The following is a 20371-nucleotide window of genomic DNA, read 5'->3' on the forward strand; positions in this document are numbered from 1 at the left end:
CGCCCCCCCCAGTGTTTCCATGAATCCCGGCCCCCCCCGGGCGATGCTTCCCACCCGCGCCCCCCCCCCGGGGGGGGTCGGGGGCCGCCCCCTAAAACCAGGCCTTCGGTGTTTTCAGCCGCGTCCCTCAAACGTCGCGCTGCTGCTGTTCCGCGGGACCACCACATGCACCGCATTCCGTTCAACAGTGAAGTCGGTGGGTGTGCTGGTGGCGATCTCGCCGTCGAGGTTTACCGGCAGCGACGGAGTGGTGACCAGCCTGACACTCCGGCTGGTGAGGTGGTACACCTGCTCGTTTTCCACAAATCTGCCGTTCTTGAGCGAACGCGCGATCCTTGCCTGCTGCCGCAGGGGCGCAGCCAGAATCGCATAGATGTCCAAGGTGTGATCGTCGATCCCGGCGGTCGGAGAGACCGCGTTGCCGCCGCCGTAGTACCTTCCGTTTCCCACTGCCACCTGAAGCAGGTTCTCCAGCTCCACGGGTTCGTGATCCCCTTCCGGAAATTCAAGGCGGGCCTGGAAGGGCTTGTGGCCGGCGAAGGAGCGCAGCGTAGCCACTCCATATGCCAAGGGCCCGATGAGGCGCTTGAGGCGCGGACTGAGGGCTTGGGTGACTGCCACGGACAGGCCGGCTGAAGCCACGTTGAGGAAGGGCCGGCCGTTGGCCCGCCCGAGGTCGATGTCCACCACTTTCCCCTCCGCGAGGGCAGCGCATGCCCGGCTCAGGTCCGGAGGGATTTCCAGCGTCCGGGCCAGGTCATTGGCGGTGCCCAGTGGAAGGACGCCCAGCACCACGTCCTTACCCGCCACGAGTCCTGCAGCGGAGGCAACAGTTCCGTCGCCTCCCCCAACCACCACAAGATCGTGACCTTCGTTAACGGCCCGTTCCAGGGTCCGGCCGAGGTCCCCGCCTTCAGGCACCGCATACACAGCGGAGACCGGGAGTTCCGCCTTTGCCAGGCTTTCGGCCACCAGCTTCTGGGCAGTGGAACCTTTGCGTGAACCGGCGTTGATGACCACGGCGATGGAGCGTGCTTCCCGGGTTAGCTTCATGAGGACATGGTAGGTCGGCCGCCTGTGTGATGGCCGTGTTAACCCGGAACAGGCCCCCTTCCACGTGAGGAAGGGGGCCTGTTACCGACTGCGGTTTAGATCAGTTGCGGCTTAGAGCTTGCCGAACTCTTCACGGACCGGCTTGTAGGTGTTGTCGTCCTGGTATTCGTAGATACCGATGTACGCCTCGGTGGGGTCACCGGCGTCGGAGAACGTGACAGGACCGGACTGGCCGTCGTAGTCGATGTCCTTGCCCTCGCGGAGCAACGTGACACAGGCTGCGAAGCTGGTGCACTTCTCGCCGCCTTCAGAGACTTCCTTCAGCTTGGCTGCGATGTCCGTACCCTTGGTGCTCTTGGCGGCTTCAGAGGCCAGCGAGATCAGGTTCACGGCATCGTAGGACTCGCCTGCGTAGCTGTAGTCCTTCAGGGCGGGATCAATCGCCAGGAGCTTCTTCTTGAAGTCGTCCTTGGCGAACGTACCGGGAATGGTTCCCTGTGCGCCCTTCATGGTGCCGGCCTGGAAGTCCTTGCTGTAGTCCGAGGTGTTGCCATCAACCATGAACAGCTGCGTGGGCTTGATACCCTTGCCGGTGATCAGGGGCACGATGCTCTTGGCCTGGTCAAAGGTAATCAGGGCGATGGCGTCCGGCTTGGCTGCGAGGACCTTATCCACCTGGCTGCTGAACTGGGAGTCACCCTCGTTGAAGAGTTCTTCAGCAACTACCTTGCCGCCGGCAGCCTCGAAGGCTTCCTTGACGTTCTTCTGGAGTCCGGTGCCGTAGGCGTCGTTCAGAACGATCATGCCAACAGTCTGGGCACCACAGGTAGCCATGTAGTTTCCAAGGACCTTGCCCTGCAGGACGTCGGACGGTGCAGTGCGCCAGTAGAGGCCCTTGTCGTCCCACGTGGTGAAGTCGGGCGAGGTGTTGGCGGGCGAGAAGTGGATGACGCCGGCGCCGGTGATCTGGTTGATGACCGTCTTGGAAACACCCGAGGATGCCGCACCGATGACAGCGCTCACGCCCTGGCCCAGGAGGGCCGTGGTGGACTGGGTGGCAATGTCCGTCTTGGTGTCACCGGAATCGCGGTGAACCACAGAGACAGGGGCGCCCAGGACGCCACCGGCGTCGTTGACTTCCTTGATGCCGAGGTTGACACCGGCAATTTCGGGCGGGCCGAGGAACGCCAGCGACCCCGTCGTCGGCAGGAGCGATCCAAGTTTCAGCGGTGCGTCAGTGGTGGTGGTCGAGGGAGGTACTGGTCCCGTGGTGGTGGCAGCCTGGCTGTTGCCGGCTCCCGCCCCGCCGCTCGGTGCCGGGCAGGAGATGCCTGCTGCGGCGGCGGAAGAAGACCCAGTCTGGGTAGGAGTCGAAGACCCACCACAAGCTGTGGCCAAGAGAGCGACCCCAATGCCAAGCGCGGTTAGCTTGGCGGCTCGGGGCGCCGCTGGGGAAAGATCAAACATTCGTTGTCTCCTCGATCGAAAGGTGCGAACTGCCTTTGATGCGATTACTCAGGTGTTCCTGATTAAGACTCAAACTAATGCAATTGGGCGGCGAACATAAGTGATTCAGGTCACATCCCTATAACACTCGTTGCCTGTGGGGAATCTACGAGCCAGCTGGGAATTTGCGCGGAAGATGACACACGCACAGCGGAAGGGAGAATAAGCTCTCACCTGCCGTCCGTGCCCCAGGTGGGACTCGAACCCACAACACGCGGATTTTAAGTCCGCTGCCTCTGCCAATTGGGCTACTGGGGCGCCCGCACCATGGTATCCCAGCTATAGCCCGTTGAACGGCTCCGCGTAGCGGAAGGTGCCCCGGACGCCGTCGGGCCATTCCGGCAGGGTCAGCAACTGGAAGTGGTCGCCCCACATCGCCTCAGGCGGTTGCACACCCACAGAGGTGGCAGGCACGTAGCCGAAGCGTGGGTAATAGAGCGGACTGCCCAGCAGTGCGATTCCGGGTTCTCCACGTGCTGTGGCGCGGGCCGCGGTCTCGCGCATCAGGGCTGAACCGACCCCCCGCTTCTGGAAGTGGGGAAGCACGCCTATGGGGCCGAGGGCAATGAGCTCCAGCTCCCCGATCCAGCCCCGCGTGCTGATCGCGTGGCCCACAATCTCCCCACCCATTTCCGCCACGATGCTGAACTCCGGAATGTACTCCGCGCACTCGAACAGCTCGCGCAGGAGCCCGACTTCGATCGGCGTGCCCTCGACAGGTTCGCCCGTCACTGGTGAGACGGCGAACGCGTTGGCTGTCAGCTCCAGGATCTCTTCCCGGTCCTCGGGCCGCTCAGATCGCAGGACGACACCACGAGCAAGCAGCCGGAGGACGTCCATGGCCCGTTCGGCATCGGCGGAAGGCACCAGGAGGTGGTCATGGTGGAAGCCGGCCAGGACATTGCAGCTGATCCCGGCGTGCGTCAACGCGGCGCTGACGGCAGCGGTGAGTCCTACGGCTTCAAGGGCCGAATGGACCTGGAGCGTGATCCACGTGGCGACAAAGTCGTACCTCAGGCCCAAAGAGTCCGCTTCGTCCCGCCGCAGGACAACCGTGAGGCCCTCGGCTTCGCGAACTGCCGCTTCGACGCCGCCCTCCAGGGGCCTGCCGTGCGGCCACAAGGCGTAAACGTAATCGCCCTCGCGGGCCACGGGGTGAAGGGATTCCAGCAGCGTCTTCAGATCGGTTTCACCGGACATGAAGACAGTCTAGGGGCGCAATGACCCGCGACCACCGTAACGCTACTGCTTAAACGCCGACGGCGACCACTCCCTGAAAGGGGGCGGCCGCCGTCGTGCGTGAACCAGTCGTGCGTGAACTACTTGGCGTCAGCAGTTACCGGAGTCTTGACTTCTTCGGCAACAGGCTTGGCTTCTACAGGAGCCGGAGCGGCAGCGGGCTTGGGAGCCGGCGTCGCTGCGGCCACGAAGGCACCGCGCGGGTTGTCGAGATCGATCAGCTGCGTGGTGTCGCGGCCTGCGAAGAAGGCCAGGATCCAGCCGAAGACAACGCGGAACTTGCGCTCAACCGTGGGCATGGCCATGCCGTGGTAACCACGGTGCGCCAACCAGGCGAGGCCGCCCTTGAGGCCGATGCGGCCGAGCAGGTTGATATTGGCAACACCCTTCCACTCGCCGAAGCCGGCAACAGCACCAAGGTTCTTGTGCTTGTAGTCGTGCAGCGGCTTGTCCCAGCGTGAAGCCCACAGGTTCTTGGCGAGCTTCTTGGCCTGACGAAGAGCGTGCTGGGCGTTGGGGACGCAGGTACCGTCCGGCAGGCCCTTGCCCGTAAGGTCCGGAACAGCGGCGATGTCGCCGGCTGCCCAGGCGTTCTCCACGATGCCTTCGTCGCCTGCGATGCGCAGGTCCGGGAGGACGCGGACGCGGCCACGCGGTTCCAGCGGGAAGTCGGTGGAGCGGATCATCGGGTTGGCCTGCACGCCGGCAGCCCAAACCAGGGTGTCTGCTTCAACTTCCTGCGCCGGGGTCTTGTCCGGGAGGTTGATCAGCTTGAGGTTGCCCTCGGCGCTGTCAAGGGAGGTGTTCAGGAGTACTTCGATGCCGCGGCTGCGGAGGTGCTCCACAACCCATTCGGCCTGCGAAGCGGTGACCTCGGGCATGATGCGGCCCATGGCTTCGACGAGGATGAAGCGGACTTCTTCCTGGCGGATGCGCGGGTTGTTGCGGACTGCGGCGCGGGCGAGGTCTTCCATTTCGGTGAGGCACTCGATGCCGGCAAAGCCGCCACCGACAACCACGAAGGTCAGTGCCTTGGCGCGTTCCGCCGGGTCCGTCATGGTGGAAGCGGCTTCAATGCGCTCCAGGACCTTGTTGCGCAGTGCAACGGCTTCCTCGATGGTCTTCAGGCCGATGCCCTTGTCCGCGAGGCCCTTGATGGGGAAGGTACGGGTGATGGCGCCGGCTGCGATGACAACGTCGAAGTACGGGATTTCGAAGTTCTCGCCGCCATCGGACGGTGCGATGACCGCAGTCCGGTTGGCGTGGTCGATGCTGGTGACGCGGCCCTGGATGAGCTCAGTCTGCTTCAGGTGCTGGCGGTGGGAGACGACGGCGTGGCGTGCCTCGATGTTGCCACCGGCCACCTCCGGAAGGAAGGGCTGGTAGGTCATGTACGGCAGTGGATCAACGACGGTGACGATGCCGCCCGCGTTCGCGATCTTCTTCTGCAGTTTGAGGGCTACGTACAGGCCGACGTAACCGCCGCCGACGACGAGGACCCGGGGACGGTCAATGAGCTCAGGGGTGGTTGCCATGAATCCAGAGTACAGCACTTTGTGAAAATCTTCACTAACTACTTCCTGGCGGGCGGATCCACCTTCAAAAGAGCACCCGTTTCGGCTTCTTCGGGAACAGCCGGAGGGTTCCTGGAGACCTTGCGCAGTTGGATCGCAGCACCCGTCACGAGGGCGATGAACAGCGCTCCAAAGCCAAGCACGACGGCGGCAGGGAGGGCGTCATCGACGGTCGCCGGCGTCTTCGCAGCGGGAACGGTCGGGTCGGCCAGCGTGGGCGCTGCGCTGGTGGGGCTCGCGACCGGCGCCTGCGATGGCGTGCTGAAGTCGCCCCGGCGGTGGACACGGATCCAGTCGGCGATGGAGCCAAGGGGGTTGCTGCTGGCCGTCGGTACCTCACTCTTCAACGCTGCCTCGGCATTCAGGATGCCGTAGCCGTACAGCGGATCCTTGCCCGGAGCTCCCGCATCCTTTGCGGTGGTGACAATCCTGTTGATGACCTGGGTGGCGCTCATCTCCGGCCACTTGGACCGGATGAGGGCAGCAACACCGGAAACGATGGGGGCCGCGCCGGAGGTGCCTGCCCATTCGGCGTACCCACCTCCAGGAATGCCGCCTACCAGGTTCTCGGCCGGTGCCGCCACGCCAATGCTGATGCCCTGCGACGAGGAATCCACGCTGGCGCGCCCCTCGCCGTCGAGCCCGGCGACCGTCAGGACACCGGGAATGGTTGCCGGGGCCCCGACCTGCACGTTACCGCCCACGCGGTTGCCCGCCGCAGCAACGATCACCACATCCTTCTGCTCGGCGTAGAGGAATGCCGCGTCCCAGCTCTGCGGCCAGTCCGGCGAGGTACTGCCGAGCGAGATGTTGATGACCTTGGCGCCGTTGTCCACTGCCCATCGCACAGCATCCGGAATCTGTTCCTGATCTGTTTTGCCGCCGGGATTGGGTGACCCGAGCCAGGTTGAAACTGCAAGGATTTCGGCTTCAGGCGCGACGCCGGTGATCCCGTCCGGTCCCCCGGCAGGCGGGACAGTCGGTGGTCCGGGTGGACTGGCCGAAGCACTCGGTGACGGCGATGCCGTGGGGGTCGTATGACCGCGCCCGGCGAGCATCGTGGCAACCAGGGTCCCATGCTCGGTCTTGGCGCCGATGCTCTTCTGCCCGTTGGGTGCCCCGGCTCCCGAGACATCGGTTCCGCCGACCACCACGCCTTTGAGGTCCGGGTGGTTCCCGTCAATGCCGCTATCGATGATGGCAACCTTGACTCCCGCGCCTTTGGAAACCTGCCAGGCGTTGGTAACACCGGATTCCTTAAGCCAGAACTCTTTGTCCCGCCACGCGTCAGCGGTAGCGGCAGGAGCGGTCAACAATGCACCCGCCAGCGCCCCGCCTGCCAGTGCTGTGGCAAGGGCAGCGGAGACGGTGCGGCGAAAACGCAACGTCATTCGGCGTCCCGGATGCTCAGTGCGATGCCGTCCAGGATGTCGTGCTCACTGGAGACGGCAGTAGTGATCCTGCCGTCGCTGACGCTGGCCAAGCGGTCCAGGATCCGGCGCCACACCAAGGCGCCCGCGCCAATGACGTCTACGCGGCCGGGATGCATGTAGGGAAGCCTGGCGCGCTCCTCCCGCGTCATTTCCAGCAGGTTGGTGCAGGCATCACTGATGGTCTCAAGATCCAGTGACGCACCATGGATCCGGTCCGGCTGGTATTCGCTCAAGCCGAGCGCGTGCGCCGTAATCGTAGTGATGGAACCGGCCACGCCCACCACAGCTGTGGCGCGGTCAAGCGGCACCGCCTGCGCGGCAAGGTCCAGTGCGGCATCGACGTCGGCCTCGGCTGCGGCGATTTGCGCTTGCGTGGGCGGATCGCTGCGAAGGTGACGTTCCGTAAGCCTCACACAGCCGATATCCACCGAGCGGGCCGCGATCACGCCGTCGGCGTCGCCCAGGACGAACTCGGTGCTGCCACCGCCGAGGTCCACCACGAGGATGGGGTCCTGTCCCGTCGCCGGCAGGACGCTGCTGGCACCGGCAAATGACAGCGCGGCTTCTTCTTCACCGGAAATCACCTCCGGTTCCACACCCAGGAGGTCCCGGATGCCGTCCACGAAGACCTGGCGGTTGCGGGCGTCACGGGTGGCTGACGTCGCGGCGAAACGGACCCGCCCGGCGCCGTGCACCTTGATGAGTTCGGCGTAGTCACGTGTTGCAGCGAACGTACGTTCCAGGGCCTCGGGGGCAAGTTCGCCCGTGGCATCAACGCCCTGGCCCAGGCGAACCACCCGCATTTCACGGACGACGTCAGCCAAGGGGCCCGATGCCCGGCCGGCCGAAGCATCGGCGATGAGGAGGCGGATCGAGTTGGTTCCGCAGTCGATCGCTGCCACGCGGCTCATGCAGTGCCTTCCTGGTGGCCTGACATGTCCGTCTTCGATTTCCGCACCGGCGCAGGGCGTCCAACGATGTCCGGCAATCCCTGCGGCCCGTGCCGGCTCAGGTCGCGCGAAGGAGCCTCTCCCGCTGTGTCCCAGGCGCCGTCGCAGTAGCAGCGGTCCTTGGTCCACCATTCGGTGATGGACTCCAGGGCCTCGTCCCCCAACGGGTTGACGCCCGGCCCTGCGGCCAACGAGTGGCCAACCAGGACATGCAGGCACTTCACGCGGGTGGGCATGCCACCGGCGGAGATGCCGTCAATTTCGGGCACCGCACCGGTCCCGGAGCGGTCGGCGATGTCGTTCCGGGCCTGAAGATAGGCCTCGTGGGCGCTTTGGTAGGTGCCCGCCAACTCTTGGTCAGCGGCCAGCCGGTCATTCATCTCGTTCATCAAGCCGCCCGCTTCCAGCCGCGACACCGCGGAGGTGATGACCGGGTGGGTCAGGTAGAACGTGGTGGGGAACGGTGTTCCGTTGCTGAGCCGTGGCGCAGTGGCCGCCACCAGCGGATTGCCGCAGACGCACCGTGCAGGGATCTCAACGACATCCCGGACCGGCCGGCCGAGCTGGCGGCTGAGGACCTCAAGATCGTGTGCTGATGGCTGGCGGGATTCCTGCGGCATGGCTGCCGTGTTCTCTTCCACTTGCGCTGCCAACCTTCCTGCCCTTGTTGCCGTGTCCATTGCGGACACGACGGCGGCGGGCACCGCTTCTAGTCAGTTGCCGATCGTCTGATTGACTCCCAGAGGGCATCGACCCAGGGCAGATTCTCCGGGTTGGCAGACGATCCGGAGCCGGTGCGGCCACCCGGCGTGCCGGCGGCTTCTTCTCCCCCAAACACCCAGTAACCCGTTTCACCCGGCATAACCATGTTAATGCGGTCGCGGGCCTGTTGTTTCACGTAGTTGGGGTCCTGCCACCGGGAAAGCTGTTTGTTCAGCTCGGATTGCTCTGCTTTCCGGTCGGCAATCTCGGCCTCCAGCGCCGAAATTTCGGCGCGCTTCTCCAGGAAAATCTTGACCGTGGGGGCAAGCATGATGGTGATGGCTATCATCACGACCGCCAGCGCCAGCATCCTGCCGGAAAACGCCTTGGCTGGTACGGGATCGACGTCGCGATCGTCCTTGGCCGCGGGCTTCGGTTTGCTGGAGGCCTTGTCATTGGTCTTTGGGGTGGCCTTGGAGGTGGCCTTTCCAGCAGTGGACGCCGAGGGCTTCCTGCCCGTCGGAATCTTGCTGCCACCTGCCGGCGTCGACGGTTTTGGCGTGGATCGCGTGCCGCCGAACTCGGCTTTGATGACATCGCCGCCATCGGAACCAGGCTCGGTCGAACCTGTGCCGGCCGCACTCTTGGCTGCAGTCCGCGGACCAGCGCCGGCGGTCCGGGTTTCGCTCGATGGGCGGCCTGTACCGGAAGGGCCGCCAAGGGCGTCGGCCCTGGGTACCTTTGGACGACGGGTGGCCATGACACTCCTGTAATGCCCGGTGCTTGCCTGGCGGGTTGCTGCGCTTGCTGTTGCCGACCTGGCCCGCGTTAAACAGAACCGGTGGCCATGGTCATTCCACCATAGCCACCGGTTACGTGTTTTCGCTGAAGGCTAGCCCTTGAAACGCGGGAACGCGCTGCGGCCGGCGTAGCGTGCGGCGTCGTCGAGTTCTTCTTCGATGCGCAGCAGCTGGTTGTACTTTGCGACGCGCTCGGAGCGGGCCGGGGCACCGGTCTTGATCTGGCCCGCGTTGGTGGCAACGGCGATGTCAGCAATGGTGGTGTCCTCGGTTTCGCCGGAGCGGTGCGAGGTGATGGTGGTGTAGCCGGAACGCTGGGCCAGGGAAACGGCGTCGAGCGTCTCGGTCAGGGAACCGATCTGGTTGACCTTGACCAGCAGGGAGTTTGCCGTGGCAGCGTCGATGCCCTGCTGCAGGCGGACCGGGTTGGTGACGAAGAGGTCATCGCCCACCAGCTGGACCTTGTCACCGATGGTGTCGGTGAGGGTCTTCCAGCCTTCCCAGTCGTTCTCGTCCAGCGGGTCTTCAATGGAAACCAGCGGGTAGTCGGCAACGAGCTCAGCGTAGTAGGCGCTCATCTCGGTGGCGGAAAGTGCCTTGCCTTCGAACTGGTAGGCGCCGTCCTTGTAGAACTCGGACGATGCAACGTCCAGCGCCAGGGCGATGTCAGTACCCGGGGTGTAGCCGGCGTTCTTGATGGCTTCCTGGATCAGGTCCAGTGCAGCGCGGTTGGACGGCAGGTTGGGGGCAAAGCCACCCTCGTCGCCGAGGCCGGTGGAAAGGCCCTTTTCCTGGAGGACGGCCTTGAGGTTGTGGTAGACCTCAACACCCCAGCGCAGGCCTTCGGAGAAGGTCTCGGCACCGATCGGGGCGATCATGAATTCCTGGATGTCCACATCGGAGTCGGCGTGCGAGCCACCGTTGAGGATGTTCATCAGCGGAACGGGCAGGACGTGCGCGTTCGGGCCGCCCAGGTACTTGTACAGCGGCAGGTCAGCCGAAGCTGCGGCAGCGTTGGCAACGGCCAGGGAGACGCCGAGGATGGCGTTGGCGCCGAGCTTGCCCTTGTTGGGCGTGCCGTCGAGGTCAATCATGGCCTGGTCGATGCTGCGCTGGTCAGTGGCGTCGAAACCAATCAGGGCCGGGGAGATCTCGTCGATGACGGCGTCAACAGCCTTCTGGACACCCTTGCCGAGGTAACGGCCCTTGTCGCCGTCGCGAAGCTCAACGGCCTCGTGCTCGCCGGTGGAGGCACCGGAGGGAACTGCGGCACGGCCGATCTGGCCGTCGGAGAGCAGGACCTCAACTTCTACGGTCGGGTTTCCGCGGGAATCAAGGATCTCGCGTGCGTGGATGGCATCGATAAGCGCCATGGATGTGCTCCTTATGGGCAAATTACAGGAATGAGGAGGGAAATTCTCAACGTCCTCGTCGCTACTAGCGTAGTCGAGAGTGGCTTAGGTTACGGCACGGATTCCAACGGCTCACGTCATGAAGGCTGTGGTTGGCTGTTCTGAAACGATCGAACTGCCGAACGGAGGGCCCGTTCGGCGTCGAATCCTTGTTCCCGGGCACCGGCAACGATCGCGAGCAGCAGCTCCCCGAGCGCCTCTTCCGAGGCAGGAATGACAGGAACTACGACGGCGGACATCGCGCCTTGTGCGTCGACGTCCAAGCCTGCGCGTACCGCACGATCCAAGGACTTCTGAGCCGCTGCCAACGCCGGAAGGTGCGGCGGAATGCCCTCAAAGGGATCTTTCCGCTCCGGCTTCTCCGCACGTTTAGCGGCGTCCCACGTGACGATGATTTCCTCGACACTGGCCGGGAAACTCTCCTGCAGGGAACCGTCCGCCTTGAAGACGTGCCCGTTCCGGCGGACCATCTTGGCGTTGATTCCGCGCGCCACGGCGTCAAAGTCGAAGCTGCCGCGCTCCTCGGCGAGCCGGGCATGAAGCACTACCTGTAGCAGCACATCGCCCAGCTCGCCGCGGAGCTCGCTGTCCCTCGCCGGGGAGTCACCGGCTTCTATCGAATCCACCACTTCGTAGGCTTCCTCGATCAGGTACTCCACCAGCGACTCGTGCGTCAGCGCACCCATCCAGGGGCAATGCTCACGCAGCGCGGCAACTGTCCCCAGCAGCTCCCCGACCCCGCAAGCCCGGCCGGGGACCCCCGCTGCCGTGGGCCCACCCATCAGGTCCGCGGGTCCGTCGGCGTTGTTAGCCGAGGTTGGCGTAGGCATCGTTGATGTACTCAACCAAGGCTTCACGCTCGTCCAGCGGCAGGAAGGCTGCTTCGGCAGCGTTGAGCGTCAGCTCGAGCAGGTCATCGAGGTCGTAGTCGAAGGTCTCAACGAGCAGTTCGAATTCGTCAGTCAGGGTGACGCCACTCATCAGGCGGTTGTCCGTGTTGATGGTGACGTTGAAGCCCAGCTGGAAGAGCATGTCCACCGGGTGGCTTTCGATGCCGTCGCCAAAACCGGAAATGGCACCGGTCTGGAGGTTGGACGACGGGCAGATTTCCAGGGCGATTCCGCGGTCGCGGACCCAAGCCGCAATGCTGCCGATGGTCACCATGCCGATGGTGTCTTCGCCGTCGTCGTCGGAGTTATCCTCAAACTCCACGCTGATGTCCTCGGCAATCCGTACGCCGTGGCCCAGGCGGAGGGCGCGGCCATCAACCAAGGCGGACTGGATGCTCTCCAAGCCCGCGGCTTCACCGGCGTGGACCGTGGCGGGGAAGTTGTTTTCTGCGAGGTAGGTGAAGGCTTCCTTGAAACGGGACGGCAGGAAGCCATCTTCGGCGCCCGCGATGTCAAAGCCGACCGCGCCGTTGGCGCGGTGGCGGACTGCGAGTTCGGCAATCTCCTGGCCACGGTCGGCGTGGCGCATGGCGGTGATGAGCTGGCCCACCTGGATCTGCTGGCCGCGCTCCTCGGCAGCGTCCACTCCGGCTTCGAGGCCGGTCTGGACGGCTTCTACAACGTCATCGAGGGTGAGGCCCTTCTGCAGGTGCTGCTCCGGCGCCCAGCGAACTTCGCCGTAAACCACGCCGTCCTCGGCGAGGTCTTCCACGAATTCCTTGGCGACCCTGAACAGGCCTTCCTTGGTCTGCATGACGGCAATGGTGTGGTCGAATGTCTCGAGGTAGCGCACCAGCGAGCCGGAGTCGGCGGACTCGCGGAACCATTCGCCCAGCGCCACGGGATCGGTGGACGGCAGCGTGTGGCCGACCTCCTCAGCAAGCTCGATGATGGTGGCGGGGCGTAGGCCTCCATCGAGGTGGTCGTGCAGGGAAACCTTGGGGAGGCTCTTCAAATCGAAGTCGAGGGCAGGGGCGGCGTCAAGTATGGGCTCAGTCACGTACTAACTGTAGGGGGACGGCAGGAGCTTAGCCAGCAGGCTTGGAGGCGTCGACGCCTGCAACGGCCTTCCGGACCGCATCCGACGCGTCTGATACGGGAGCATCCTCGCTGGGCACGTTTTCGCTGGGCACATCTTCGCTGAGGACATTTTCGCGGGGGGCTGTGCCTCGGGCGATATCCTTCTTTTCCAGGTACTTGTGCCACCAACGCAGGGCATGATCCACCACAATGCCCAGGACCACAGCGAAGGCAACCGCAATTCCTACGCCGAGGAGCGGGTTGTGGTGCACCCACTGACCCGCCAGCAGGCCAATGCCAATGGAGTAGGCCACCCAGGTAATGCAGGCGAACGCGTCCAGCCAGAAGAAGGTCCGGTGGCGGAAACCTGTTTGTCCGGCAACGTAGTTCACAGCCACGCGGCCCCACGGAATGTAGCGGGCCGTGAAAATCAACACTGCCCCGCGCTTGTCCAGCTCGTACTGCGCCCACGCGAACATTTTCTGGACCTTGGGCCGGCGCATCCACTTCCAGCGGGTGAGGCCGATCTTCCGGCCGAGCATGTACGCCATATTGTCGCCCGCCATCGCGCCGACCAGCGCGGTGGCGCCCAGGATCCACAGGTTCGGTTCTCCGCTGTGAAGGGACAGCGCCGAGAGACCGACGATGGCTGTTTCGCTGGGAAGGATGGTGGCAAATCCGTCAATGAAGAAGAAGACCAGGAGGACCGGGTATATCCAGGGCTGCCCGGCTGCATGCTCGAGCATTTGGTTCAAAAACTCCACGCGGCGGTAGCTCCTAGGCGAATATGACTTGACAGTGTGACGGAAGTCGCTCTTAGTGTCCCATGGCCGGGACGTCGTTCGCTACGCCCCAGCCGAGGGATCACGCGTTTAACGCTATAGGTGACGGGGCCGTTTATTCGTCCACCGCCGGGCTGATCTTCCGGAGCCTTCCCTGTCATACCGTGGGTGGAGGCGGGGCCTCTTCCTCAGGGATGTTCTTCCCGTCCAGAGGCACGGATCCACGGACTTTGCTGATGATCCGATCGATGATGACCCCCAGGATCACGGCAACCACGATGGCTATGACGGCACCCAGCAAATGGTTGTCCTCGAACCAGACTCCGAAGAAGTAGCCGAGAATCACCGAATACGTGGCCCACAGGATGGCCGACAAGGCCGTGAGGGCAACGAAGCGGCGATGGTGAAAATGAGTGGCGCCCGCCGTCAGGTTGACCGCCACCCTCCCGATGGGGATGAACCGGGCCACCATGATCAGCGAGGCCGAACGCCGTCGGAGTTCCTTGCCTGCCCAACGGAAGGCGCCCTGCATCCGCTGGGTGCGCATCCAACGCCACCGCGCGATACCGATCCGACGGCCAATAATGTAGGCGATGTTATCCCCGGAGAAGGCCCCGATGGCTGCCATCAGGCCGAGCAGCCATACGTTGGGCGAGCCGCTGCTTCCGGACACTGCGCTCAGGCCCACCACCACGGATTCGCTGGGGATGGGCGGAAAGAATCCATCAATCACGCAGCAGGCCAGCACCAGGAACAACACCCACGGCTGCTCGGCCGCGGCGAGGATGAAATCGTTGATGCCCTGCACGGTTTCCTTACGGTAGCCGGCTCCCCCACAGGCGCCGGATGACTGGTGTTCCGGGCCGTCCTTGGCGACCGGCCCGGAACACTTAAGCCTAGGCGATGCGATCGATGATGAGCTGGTGCGCCGGGCGTGATCCTTCCGGCGCAATCACTACAGCATCCTGGAGTGCCTCCTTGGCCCGTTCAAACTTCTCCGGAGTATCCGTCAGGAGTGTCATCAACGGTTCACCGGCACGGACCAGCGCACCGGGCTTGGCATGCATCCTCACACCGGCCCCGGCTTGGACCTGGTCTTCCTTGCGGGCACGGCCGGCGCCGAGGCGCCAAGCGGCCACACCCACGGAGAGCGCATCCAGTTCCACCAGGACACCGTCCGCGGGAGCATACACAACCTCGGATTCCCTGGCCACCGGCAGAGCAGCACGCGGGTCCCCGCCCTGCGCCTCGATCATCCGGTTCCAGACATCCATGGCACGCCCGTCCTTGAGCGCCGCAGCGGGATCGGCGTCGTGGATGCCGGCGCCTGCCAGCATCTCCTCGGCCAGGCGGACGGTCAGCTCGACGACGTCTTCCGGACCGCCGCCGGCAAGGACCTCCACTGATTCCTCAACTTCAATCGCGTTTCCAGCGGTCAAGCCGAGCGGCGTGGACATATCCGTGATCAGGGCGACGGTGTGCACGCCGGCGTCCTTGCCCAGGGCCACCATGGTCTCGGCAAGCTCGCGGGCCCGCGCCTCGTCCTTCACGAAGGCGCCGGAACCAACTTTGACGTCCAGCACCAATGAACCCGTGCCTTCCGCGATCTTCTTGCTCATGATCGAGGACGCAATCAGCGGGATGGCTTCCACCGTCCCCGTGACGTCGCGCAGCGCGTACAGCTTCTTATCCGCAGGAGCCAGCCCGGAGCCTGCGGCGCAAATGACTGCACCGACGTCCTGGAGTTGGGCCATGATCTCTTCGTTGCTCAAGTTGGGCCGCCAGCCGGGGATGGCTTCCAACTTGTCCAACGTTCCGCCGGTGTGGCCCAGGCCGCGGCCTGACAGTTGCGGAACCGCGACGCCGAAGACGGCAACCAAAGGAGCCAACGGCAGCGTGATCTTGTCCCCGACCCCACCGGTGGAGTGCTTATCGCTGGTAGCCTTCATGCCGCCGTCGGGCCTTGTCAGGGACGAAAAGTCCATCCGCTCGCCCGAGGCGATCATGGCGGCAGTCCACCGCGAAATCTCGGCGCGGTCCATGCCGTTGAGCAGGATGGCCATGTTCAGTGCGGCCATCTGCTCCTCGGCAATGACCCCGCGGGTGTAGGCGTCGATGGTCCAGTCGATCTGCTCGGGCGAGAGAGTGCCCTTGTCACGCTTGATGGAAATGATCTGGACGGCGTCGAACGCTTCAGTGCTGGTCACGTGGTTTCCTCCAGGTTTTCGGGACCAAAGGCGTCAGGCAGGACCTGGTCCATGGTTTTGATGCCCTGCGTGGTCATGAGCTGCATGCCTGGCGCCCTGAATTCGTAGAGCAGCTGGCGGCAACGCCCACACGGCATGAGGATGTTGCCACCGCCGTCCACGCAATAGAAGGCGGCCAGCCTGCCACCGCCGGTCATGTGGAGCTCCCCCACCAAGGCACATTCGGCGCAAAGCGTCAGGCCGTAGCTGGCATTCTCCACGTTGCAGCCGCTGACAATCCGGCCGTCCTCGGTGAGGGCCGCGGCCCCCACCGGGAACTTGGAGTACGGCGCATAGGCACGCGCCATGGCCTGCTTTGCCGCATCTTCCAGAGCGGGCCAGTCGATGTCATTCGCCGGCATCGTCAACCCTTCACGTACGGTATGCCGCTTGCGGCCGGTGGCCGCGACTTACCCACCAAACCGGCGACGGCGAAGATGGTCACCAGGTATGGCAGCATGGCCATGAACTGGCTGGGCACCGGGGTACCGATGATGCCCAGGATCGACTGCAGGTTGTAGGCGAAGCCGAACAGCAGGGACGCGAGGAAGGCACCGATCGGGTTCCATCGTCCGAAGATCAGGGCAGCCAGTGCGATGAAGCCGCGGCCACCGGAGATGTCCTTCGTGAAGGAGTCGATGGTCACCAGCGTGAACACTGCTCCACCGATGCCCGCGATGGCGCCACCCAGGGTGACGTTCCAGAAGCGGGTGGCGTTGACGTTGATACCGAGCGTGTCAGCAGCCTGCGGGTGCTCACCGACTGCGCGGACACGCAGGCCCCAGCGGGTCTTGAAGAGGCCGAACCACACCACGGCAACGGCTATGTACATGAGGTAACCGGCGATGGACTGCTCAAACAGGATGGGTCCGATAATGGGGATATCCGAAAGCAGCGGGATCGGCAGGATGTCCAGGCGACCCGGGGTGTTGAACTGCTCCTTGTTGGGAACCATGAGGGTGCCGTACAGGAAGCCGGTGAGGCCCGAGACCAGCACGTTCAGGACAACGCCCACAATGATCTGGTTGACCAAGTACTTGATGCTGAACACGGCGAGGACCATGGACACCGCGGCACCAGCGGCAGCGGCTGCAATCAGGCCGATGTAGGGGCTGCCCGTCATGGTGGCTACCAGGGCAGCAGTGAAGGCACCGCCCAGCAACTGGCCTTCAATGGCAATGTTGACCACGCCCACGCGCTCACACAGCACGCCTGACAACGAACCGAAGACGAGCGGCACCGCCAGTGTCACCGAACCCGCGACCAAGCCTGCCAGCGAAATGGACGGCTGCCGCGCACCCGCCACAATCCAGACGAGCAAGGCGAAGACGAAGACGACGGCGAAGGCGATCGGCAGCCACTTGGGCGAACGCTCCCCCTGTGTCCAGAGGTAAATCGAATAGGCGGCCATGGCAAGGAGCAGAATGCCGAAGACAACGCCGCCCACCTGCCCGGGAATCATAAGAGCGGGGACGGCAACGGCGTCGCCGGCGTCGCTGATCTTCATCTCGGCCGTCTGGTCCGGGCCCAGGAAGCCGAAGAAGACCAGGGCAATGAGTGCAAGGATGCCCAGCGACAACGGGACCTTCATGGACGGCCGGAACGCCGGAAGGGCTGTTGAACCCGGCTTTGGAGCTGTAGTCGTCGCGCTCATTTGGCACCTCCGGAGGCGTTGACGAGGGCAGCCTTGGGAGCCGCTTTCGGTGTCTTGTTCTTCTTCTTGGGCTCAAGCCGGAAGATCGACCTGATGAGCGGCGGTGCTGCGATGAACAGGACGATGAGGGACTGCACCACCAGCACGATGTCGATGGGGGTTCCCGTCTGGATCTGCATCTGCACTGCCCCTGCGCGGAAAGCTCCGAACAACAGGCCGGCAAAGAACGTACCCCACGGGGTACTGCGGCCCAGCAGGGCAACGGTGATGGCATCAAAGCCGATCTGGGCTGCGACGCCGCCGGTGAGCACCTTTTCGGTACCGGCAACCTGCGCAATACCACCGAAGGCCGCAAGGGCACCAGCCATTGCCATCACCAGGATGGTGGCACGGGATACCTTGACCCCGGCAGTCCGTGCTGCGATGGGGTTGGCACCAACGGCGCGGAACTCGAAGCCGATGGTGGACCGGTTCAGCAGCCACCACACGCCATAGGTCAGCGCTATTGCTACGAGGAAGCCCACGTGGAGCCTGGATCCCGGGATCAGGACCGGGTAGGTTGCTGATTCGTCGAGGCGGGGCGAGATAGGGCTGTTATCCCCCGGACGCCGGAACGCAGCGGTGTTCAGCAGGAAGTCCAGCAGGAACAACGCCACATAGTTCAGCATGATGGTGACGATGACCTCATGCGCACCGGTCCGTGCTTTGAGGATGCCAACAATCGCGCCCCAAAAAGCACCGCCCAGGACACCCATGATGATGACCACCAGCAAGTGCAGGCCGAACGGCAGGTGCCAGGCGAACCCGACATAGGCTGCGAGGGTCGCACTGATAATGATCTGGCCCTGCGCACCAATGTTGAACAGGCCCGCCCGGAAGGCCAAGGCAACGCCAAGGCCGGCGCAGATGAGCGGGGTTGCCACGGTCATGGTTTCCAGAAGTGGCTGGAGGCCTTGCCGCGGGTTAAAGATTGAACCCTGGAACAGGGCAACGTAGCTCTCTGTCATGGCAGACCACAAGGCGCTCAGGAAGTCCGTGGGCCGCGCGAACAGGTAGGCTGCGGTTTTGGCAACCTGCGCGTCCGTGCTGGCGATCAACAGGCCGCCCAGGAACAGCGCCACGATGACGGCGAGCACGGACACAAAGCCGTTGCCCATCACGATCCGGCGCATGAGGCTGCCCTGCTGCGACCCGGTGTCGCCGCTCTGGGAAGACACCGGCACGATGGAGGGCTCCAGCATGCCGCCTGCAGTATCGAGTGAGACATCAGCCGCGCGGAGGTCCGCTGTGGACTGGTCCTCTGCGGGCAGGGCGGGTGTTGGTTCGCTCTTGGACTGATCGTTCTCAGTCATCGGAGCCTCCTTCCGGGCCGACGCCGGCCATCATCAAGCCGAGGGTGTCGCGGGGCGTTCCAGCAGGGACGATGCCCACGAGCTTGCCCTTGTACAGCACGGCAATCCGGTCTGCGAGTTCAATGACCTCATCAAGTTCGGTGGACACGATCATGACCGGCGTTCCGACGTCCCGCTCGGCAACGATGCGCTTATGCAGGAACTCGATGGAGCCAACATCCACGCCACGGGTTGGCTGGCTGGCGATGAACAAGCGCAACGGCCTGGACAACTCGCGAGCCATGACCACTTTTTGTTGATTGCCACCAGACAGTGTTCCGGCGGCCGACCCTGCGGAAGGGGTACGGATATCGAATTCGTCGATCTTGGCTTTGGCATGCTCGGCAACCTTGGCCGGCTTCATGCTGATGCCACTGGCGAACGGCGCCTGGTCATACAGGTCCAGTACCAGATTCTCTGCCACGGAGAACGGCCCAACCAGTCCATCGACGGTACGGTCCTCCGGGACGAAACCGACGCCCGAACGCAATACGTCCTTGACCGGAAGGCCCAGCAGTTGCTTGCCGTCCAGGGTCACCGAACCTGTGACGTGCTCCTGCACGCCCAGGATGGCTTCGGTCAGTTCGGTTTGGCCGTTTCCCTGGACACCCGCGACGGCGAGGATCTCGCCTTGGGCGATAGTGAAGCTGATCCCATCCACCACGTTGGTGCCATTGGCCGCGCGAACAGTCAGGTTCTCCACGACAAACGTGGTTTCCTTCGGCTGTGCGGGAGCCTTGTTCAAGCTCAGGCTGACCGGGCGGCCCACCATCATGGAGGCCAGTTCGGTGGCCGAGGCAGACGGAGGAGCGTCGCCCACCACTTTTCCGCGGCGGATGACGGTAATCACGTCCGAGACAGCCTTCACTTCACGCAGCTTGTGCGAAATGAAGACGATGGACGTGCCGCCGGCTTTGAGTTGGCGCATGATGTCCAGGAGTTCATCGGTTTCCTGCGGCGTCAGGACAGCCGTGGGTTCGTCCAGGATGAGGACTTTGGCTTCGCGCACCAGTGCCTTGATGATCTCCACGCGCTGTTGAACGCCCACGGGAAGATCCTCCACCAAGGCGTCGGGGTCCACGTCGAAGCCGTATTTATCGGAAATCTCCCGGATCTTCTTACGGGTTTCATCCATGCTGAGGATGCCGCCAAAAGCGGTCGGTTCCGCGCCGAGGGCCACGTTTTCCGCCACTGTGAAAACGGGGACCAGCATGAAGTGCTGGTGCACCATGCCGATACCTGCCGCCATTGCATCACCGGGGCCGCGGAAGTTGACGGGCTGGTCGTCCACCAGGATCTGGCCAGCCGTGGGCTCATAGAGCCCGTACAGCACGTTCATGAGGGTTGATTTGCCGGCACCATTTTCGCCGAGGAGGCAATGGATCTGGCCGGATTCGACCACGAGGTCGATGTCTTGGTTGGCGTAGAAGGTCCCGAAGGCTTTCGAGATCCCCTTCAATTCGAGTTTCACAACTCCCACCGTTCTGTGAGTCCAGGGACTTACTGCAGACAAGCCATTGGCTTGGCCTCAGCCTAGTCAGGGCAAAAACGCCGGGGCCGGCGCCGCGGCCGGAAGAAACAGCTGACCGCGCGCCCCTACCTAAACGAAAGTGGGGCCTGGAGAGCGCAAACCCACCCACAAAAGAAAAACCATCAACA

Annotated in this window: 18 protein-coding genes and 1 tRNA gene; all 19 read right to left on the minus strand. The window is 63.9% G+C overall.

Translation table 11 applies throughout. The annotated features are described in order from the left end of the window. Window positions 1–114: 114 nt before the first annotated feature. The 19 genes from LN996_RS20130 to LN996_RS20220 all read right to left on the minus strand — a co-directional run bounded on the left by LN996_RS20130 (window position 115) and on the right by LN996_RS20220 (window position 20183). Window positions 115–1053, minus strand: coding sequence for a lipid kinase (locus tag LN996_RS20130; RefSeq protein ID WP_231342429.1), 939 nt, complete (start codon window positions 1051–1053; stop codon window positions 115–117). A 111-nt stretch (window positions 1054–1164) separates the two neighbouring features. Beyond that, window positions 1165–2520 carry an ABC transporter substrate-binding protein gene (locus tag LN996_RS20135; protein ID WP_231342432.1) on the minus strand — a complete coding sequence of 452 codons (1356 nt, stop codon included), beginning with the start codon at window positions 2518–2520 and terminating at the stop codon, window positions 1165–1167. Between the two features lie 223 nt (window positions 2521–2743). Further along, window positions 2744–2817: transfer RNA gene (locus LN996_RS20140), tRNA-Leu, on the minus strand. 21 nt (window positions 2818–2838) lie between these two features. Then, entirely contained in the window at window positions 2839–3759 is a 921-nt protein-coding gene (locus tag LN996_RS20145; protein WP_231342434.1) for an N-acetyltransferase, read from the minus strand. A 119-nt stretch (window positions 3760–3878) separates the two neighbouring features. Next, window positions 3879–5333: an NAD(P)/FAD-dependent oxidoreductase gene (locus LN996_RS20150; RefSeq protein ID WP_231342437.1), complete on the minus strand. Its 1455-nt coding sequence runs from the start codon at window positions 5331–5333 to the stop codon at window positions 3879–3881. A gap of 38 nt (window positions 5334–5371) precedes the next feature. Continuing rightward, window positions 5372–6763, minus strand: a complete 1392-nt coding sequence (locus tag LN996_RS20155) for a S8 family serine peptidase (RefSeq protein WP_231342442.1) — start codon at window positions 6761–6763, stop codon at window positions 5372–5374. After that, a complete protein-coding gene (locus tag LN996_RS20160; RefSeq protein ID WP_231342444.1) occupies window positions 6760–7716 on the minus strand; it encodes a Ppx/GppA phosphatase family protein in 957 nt (318 codons plus the stop codon). The genes LN996_RS20155 and LN996_RS20160 overlap by 4 nt, the downstream gene beginning before the upstream one ends. Then, window positions 7713–8396 (minus strand): DUF501 domain-containing protein, encoded by a 684-nt coding sequence (locus tag LN996_RS20165; RefSeq protein WP_231342446.1) that lies wholly within the window; start codon window positions 8394–8396, stop codon window positions 7713–7715. Before LN996_RS20165 ends, LN996_RS20160 begins: the two co-directional genes overlap by 4 nt. Window positions 8397–8464: 68 nt before the next feature. Further along, window positions 8465–9217, minus strand: coding sequence for a septum formation initiator family protein (locus LN996_RS20170; protein WP_231342448.1), 753 nt, complete (start codon window positions 9215–9217; stop codon window positions 8465–8467). A 132-nt stretch (window positions 9218–9349) separates the two neighbouring features. After that, on the minus strand, window positions 9350–10630 hold the full coding sequence (eno, locus tag LN996_RS20175) for a phosphopyruvate hydratase (RefSeq protein WP_231342452.1): 1281 nt from the start codon (window positions 10628–10630) through the stop codon (window positions 9350–9352). Window positions 10631–10746: 116 nt separating this feature from the next. Beyond that, window positions 10747–11355 carry a MazG nucleotide pyrophosphohydrolase domain-containing protein gene (locus LN996_RS20180; RefSeq protein WP_231342474.1) on the minus strand — a complete coding sequence of 203 codons (609 nt, stop codon included), beginning with the start codon at window positions 11353–11355 and terminating at the stop codon, window positions 10747–10749. Between the two features lie 121 nt (window positions 11356–11476). Continuing rightward, a complete protein-coding gene (locus tag LN996_RS20185; RefSeq protein ID WP_231342455.1) occupies window positions 11477–12619 on the minus strand; it encodes an adenosine deaminase in 1143 nt (380 codons plus the stop codon). Window positions 12620–12647: 28 nt separating this feature from the next. Then, complete coding sequence (locus LN996_RS20190; protein ID WP_231342476.1) at window positions 12648–13385, minus strand: DedA family protein; 738 nt, start codon at window positions 13383–13385, stop codon at window positions 12648–12650. A gap of 193 nt (window positions 13386–13578) precedes the next feature. Next, window positions 13579–14229 carry a DedA family protein gene (locus tag LN996_RS20195; protein ID WP_231342457.1) on the minus strand — a complete coding sequence of 217 codons (651 nt, stop codon included), beginning with the start codon at window positions 14227–14229 and terminating at the stop codon, window positions 13579–13581. 88 nt (window positions 14230–14317) lie between these two features. Further along, window positions 14318–15628: a thymidine phosphorylase gene (locus LN996_RS20200; protein WP_231342462.1), complete on the minus strand. Its 1311-nt coding sequence runs from the start codon at window positions 15626–15628 to the stop codon at window positions 14318–14320. Further along, complete coding sequence (locus LN996_RS20205; protein WP_231342465.1) at window positions 15625–16029, minus strand: cytidine deaminase; 405 nt, start codon at window positions 16027–16029, stop codon at window positions 15625–15627. Before LN996_RS20205 ends, LN996_RS20200 begins: the two co-directional genes overlap by 4 nt. A 2-nt stretch (window positions 16030–16031) precedes the next feature. After that, window positions 16032–17321: an ABC transporter permease gene (locus LN996_RS20210; protein WP_231342468.1), complete on the minus strand. Its 1290-nt coding sequence runs from the start codon at window positions 17319–17321 to the stop codon at window positions 16032–16034. Further along, the gene (locus tag LN996_RS20215) at window positions 17318–18673 is read right to left on the minus strand and encodes an ABC transporter permease (RefSeq protein ID WP_231342470.1); all 1356 of its coding nucleotides are present in this window, start codon (window positions 18671–18673) and stop codon (window positions 17318–17320) included. The genes LN996_RS20210 and LN996_RS20215 overlap by 4 nt, the downstream gene beginning before the upstream one ends. After that, window positions 18666–20183, minus strand: a complete 1518-nt coding sequence (locus tag LN996_RS20220; RefSeq protein ID WP_231342472.1) for an ABC transporter ATP-binding protein — start codon at window positions 20181–20183, stop codon at window positions 18666–18668. Before LN996_RS20220 ends, LN996_RS20215 begins: the two co-directional genes overlap by 8 nt. Window positions 20184–20371: the final 188 nt, after the last annotated feature.

The sequence above is a fragment of the Arthrobacter sp. AK01 genome (assembly GCF_021109375.1).
In the GTDB taxonomy this organism is placed as follows: Bacteria; Actinomycetota; Actinomycetes; order Actinomycetales; family Micrococcaceae; genus Arthrobacter.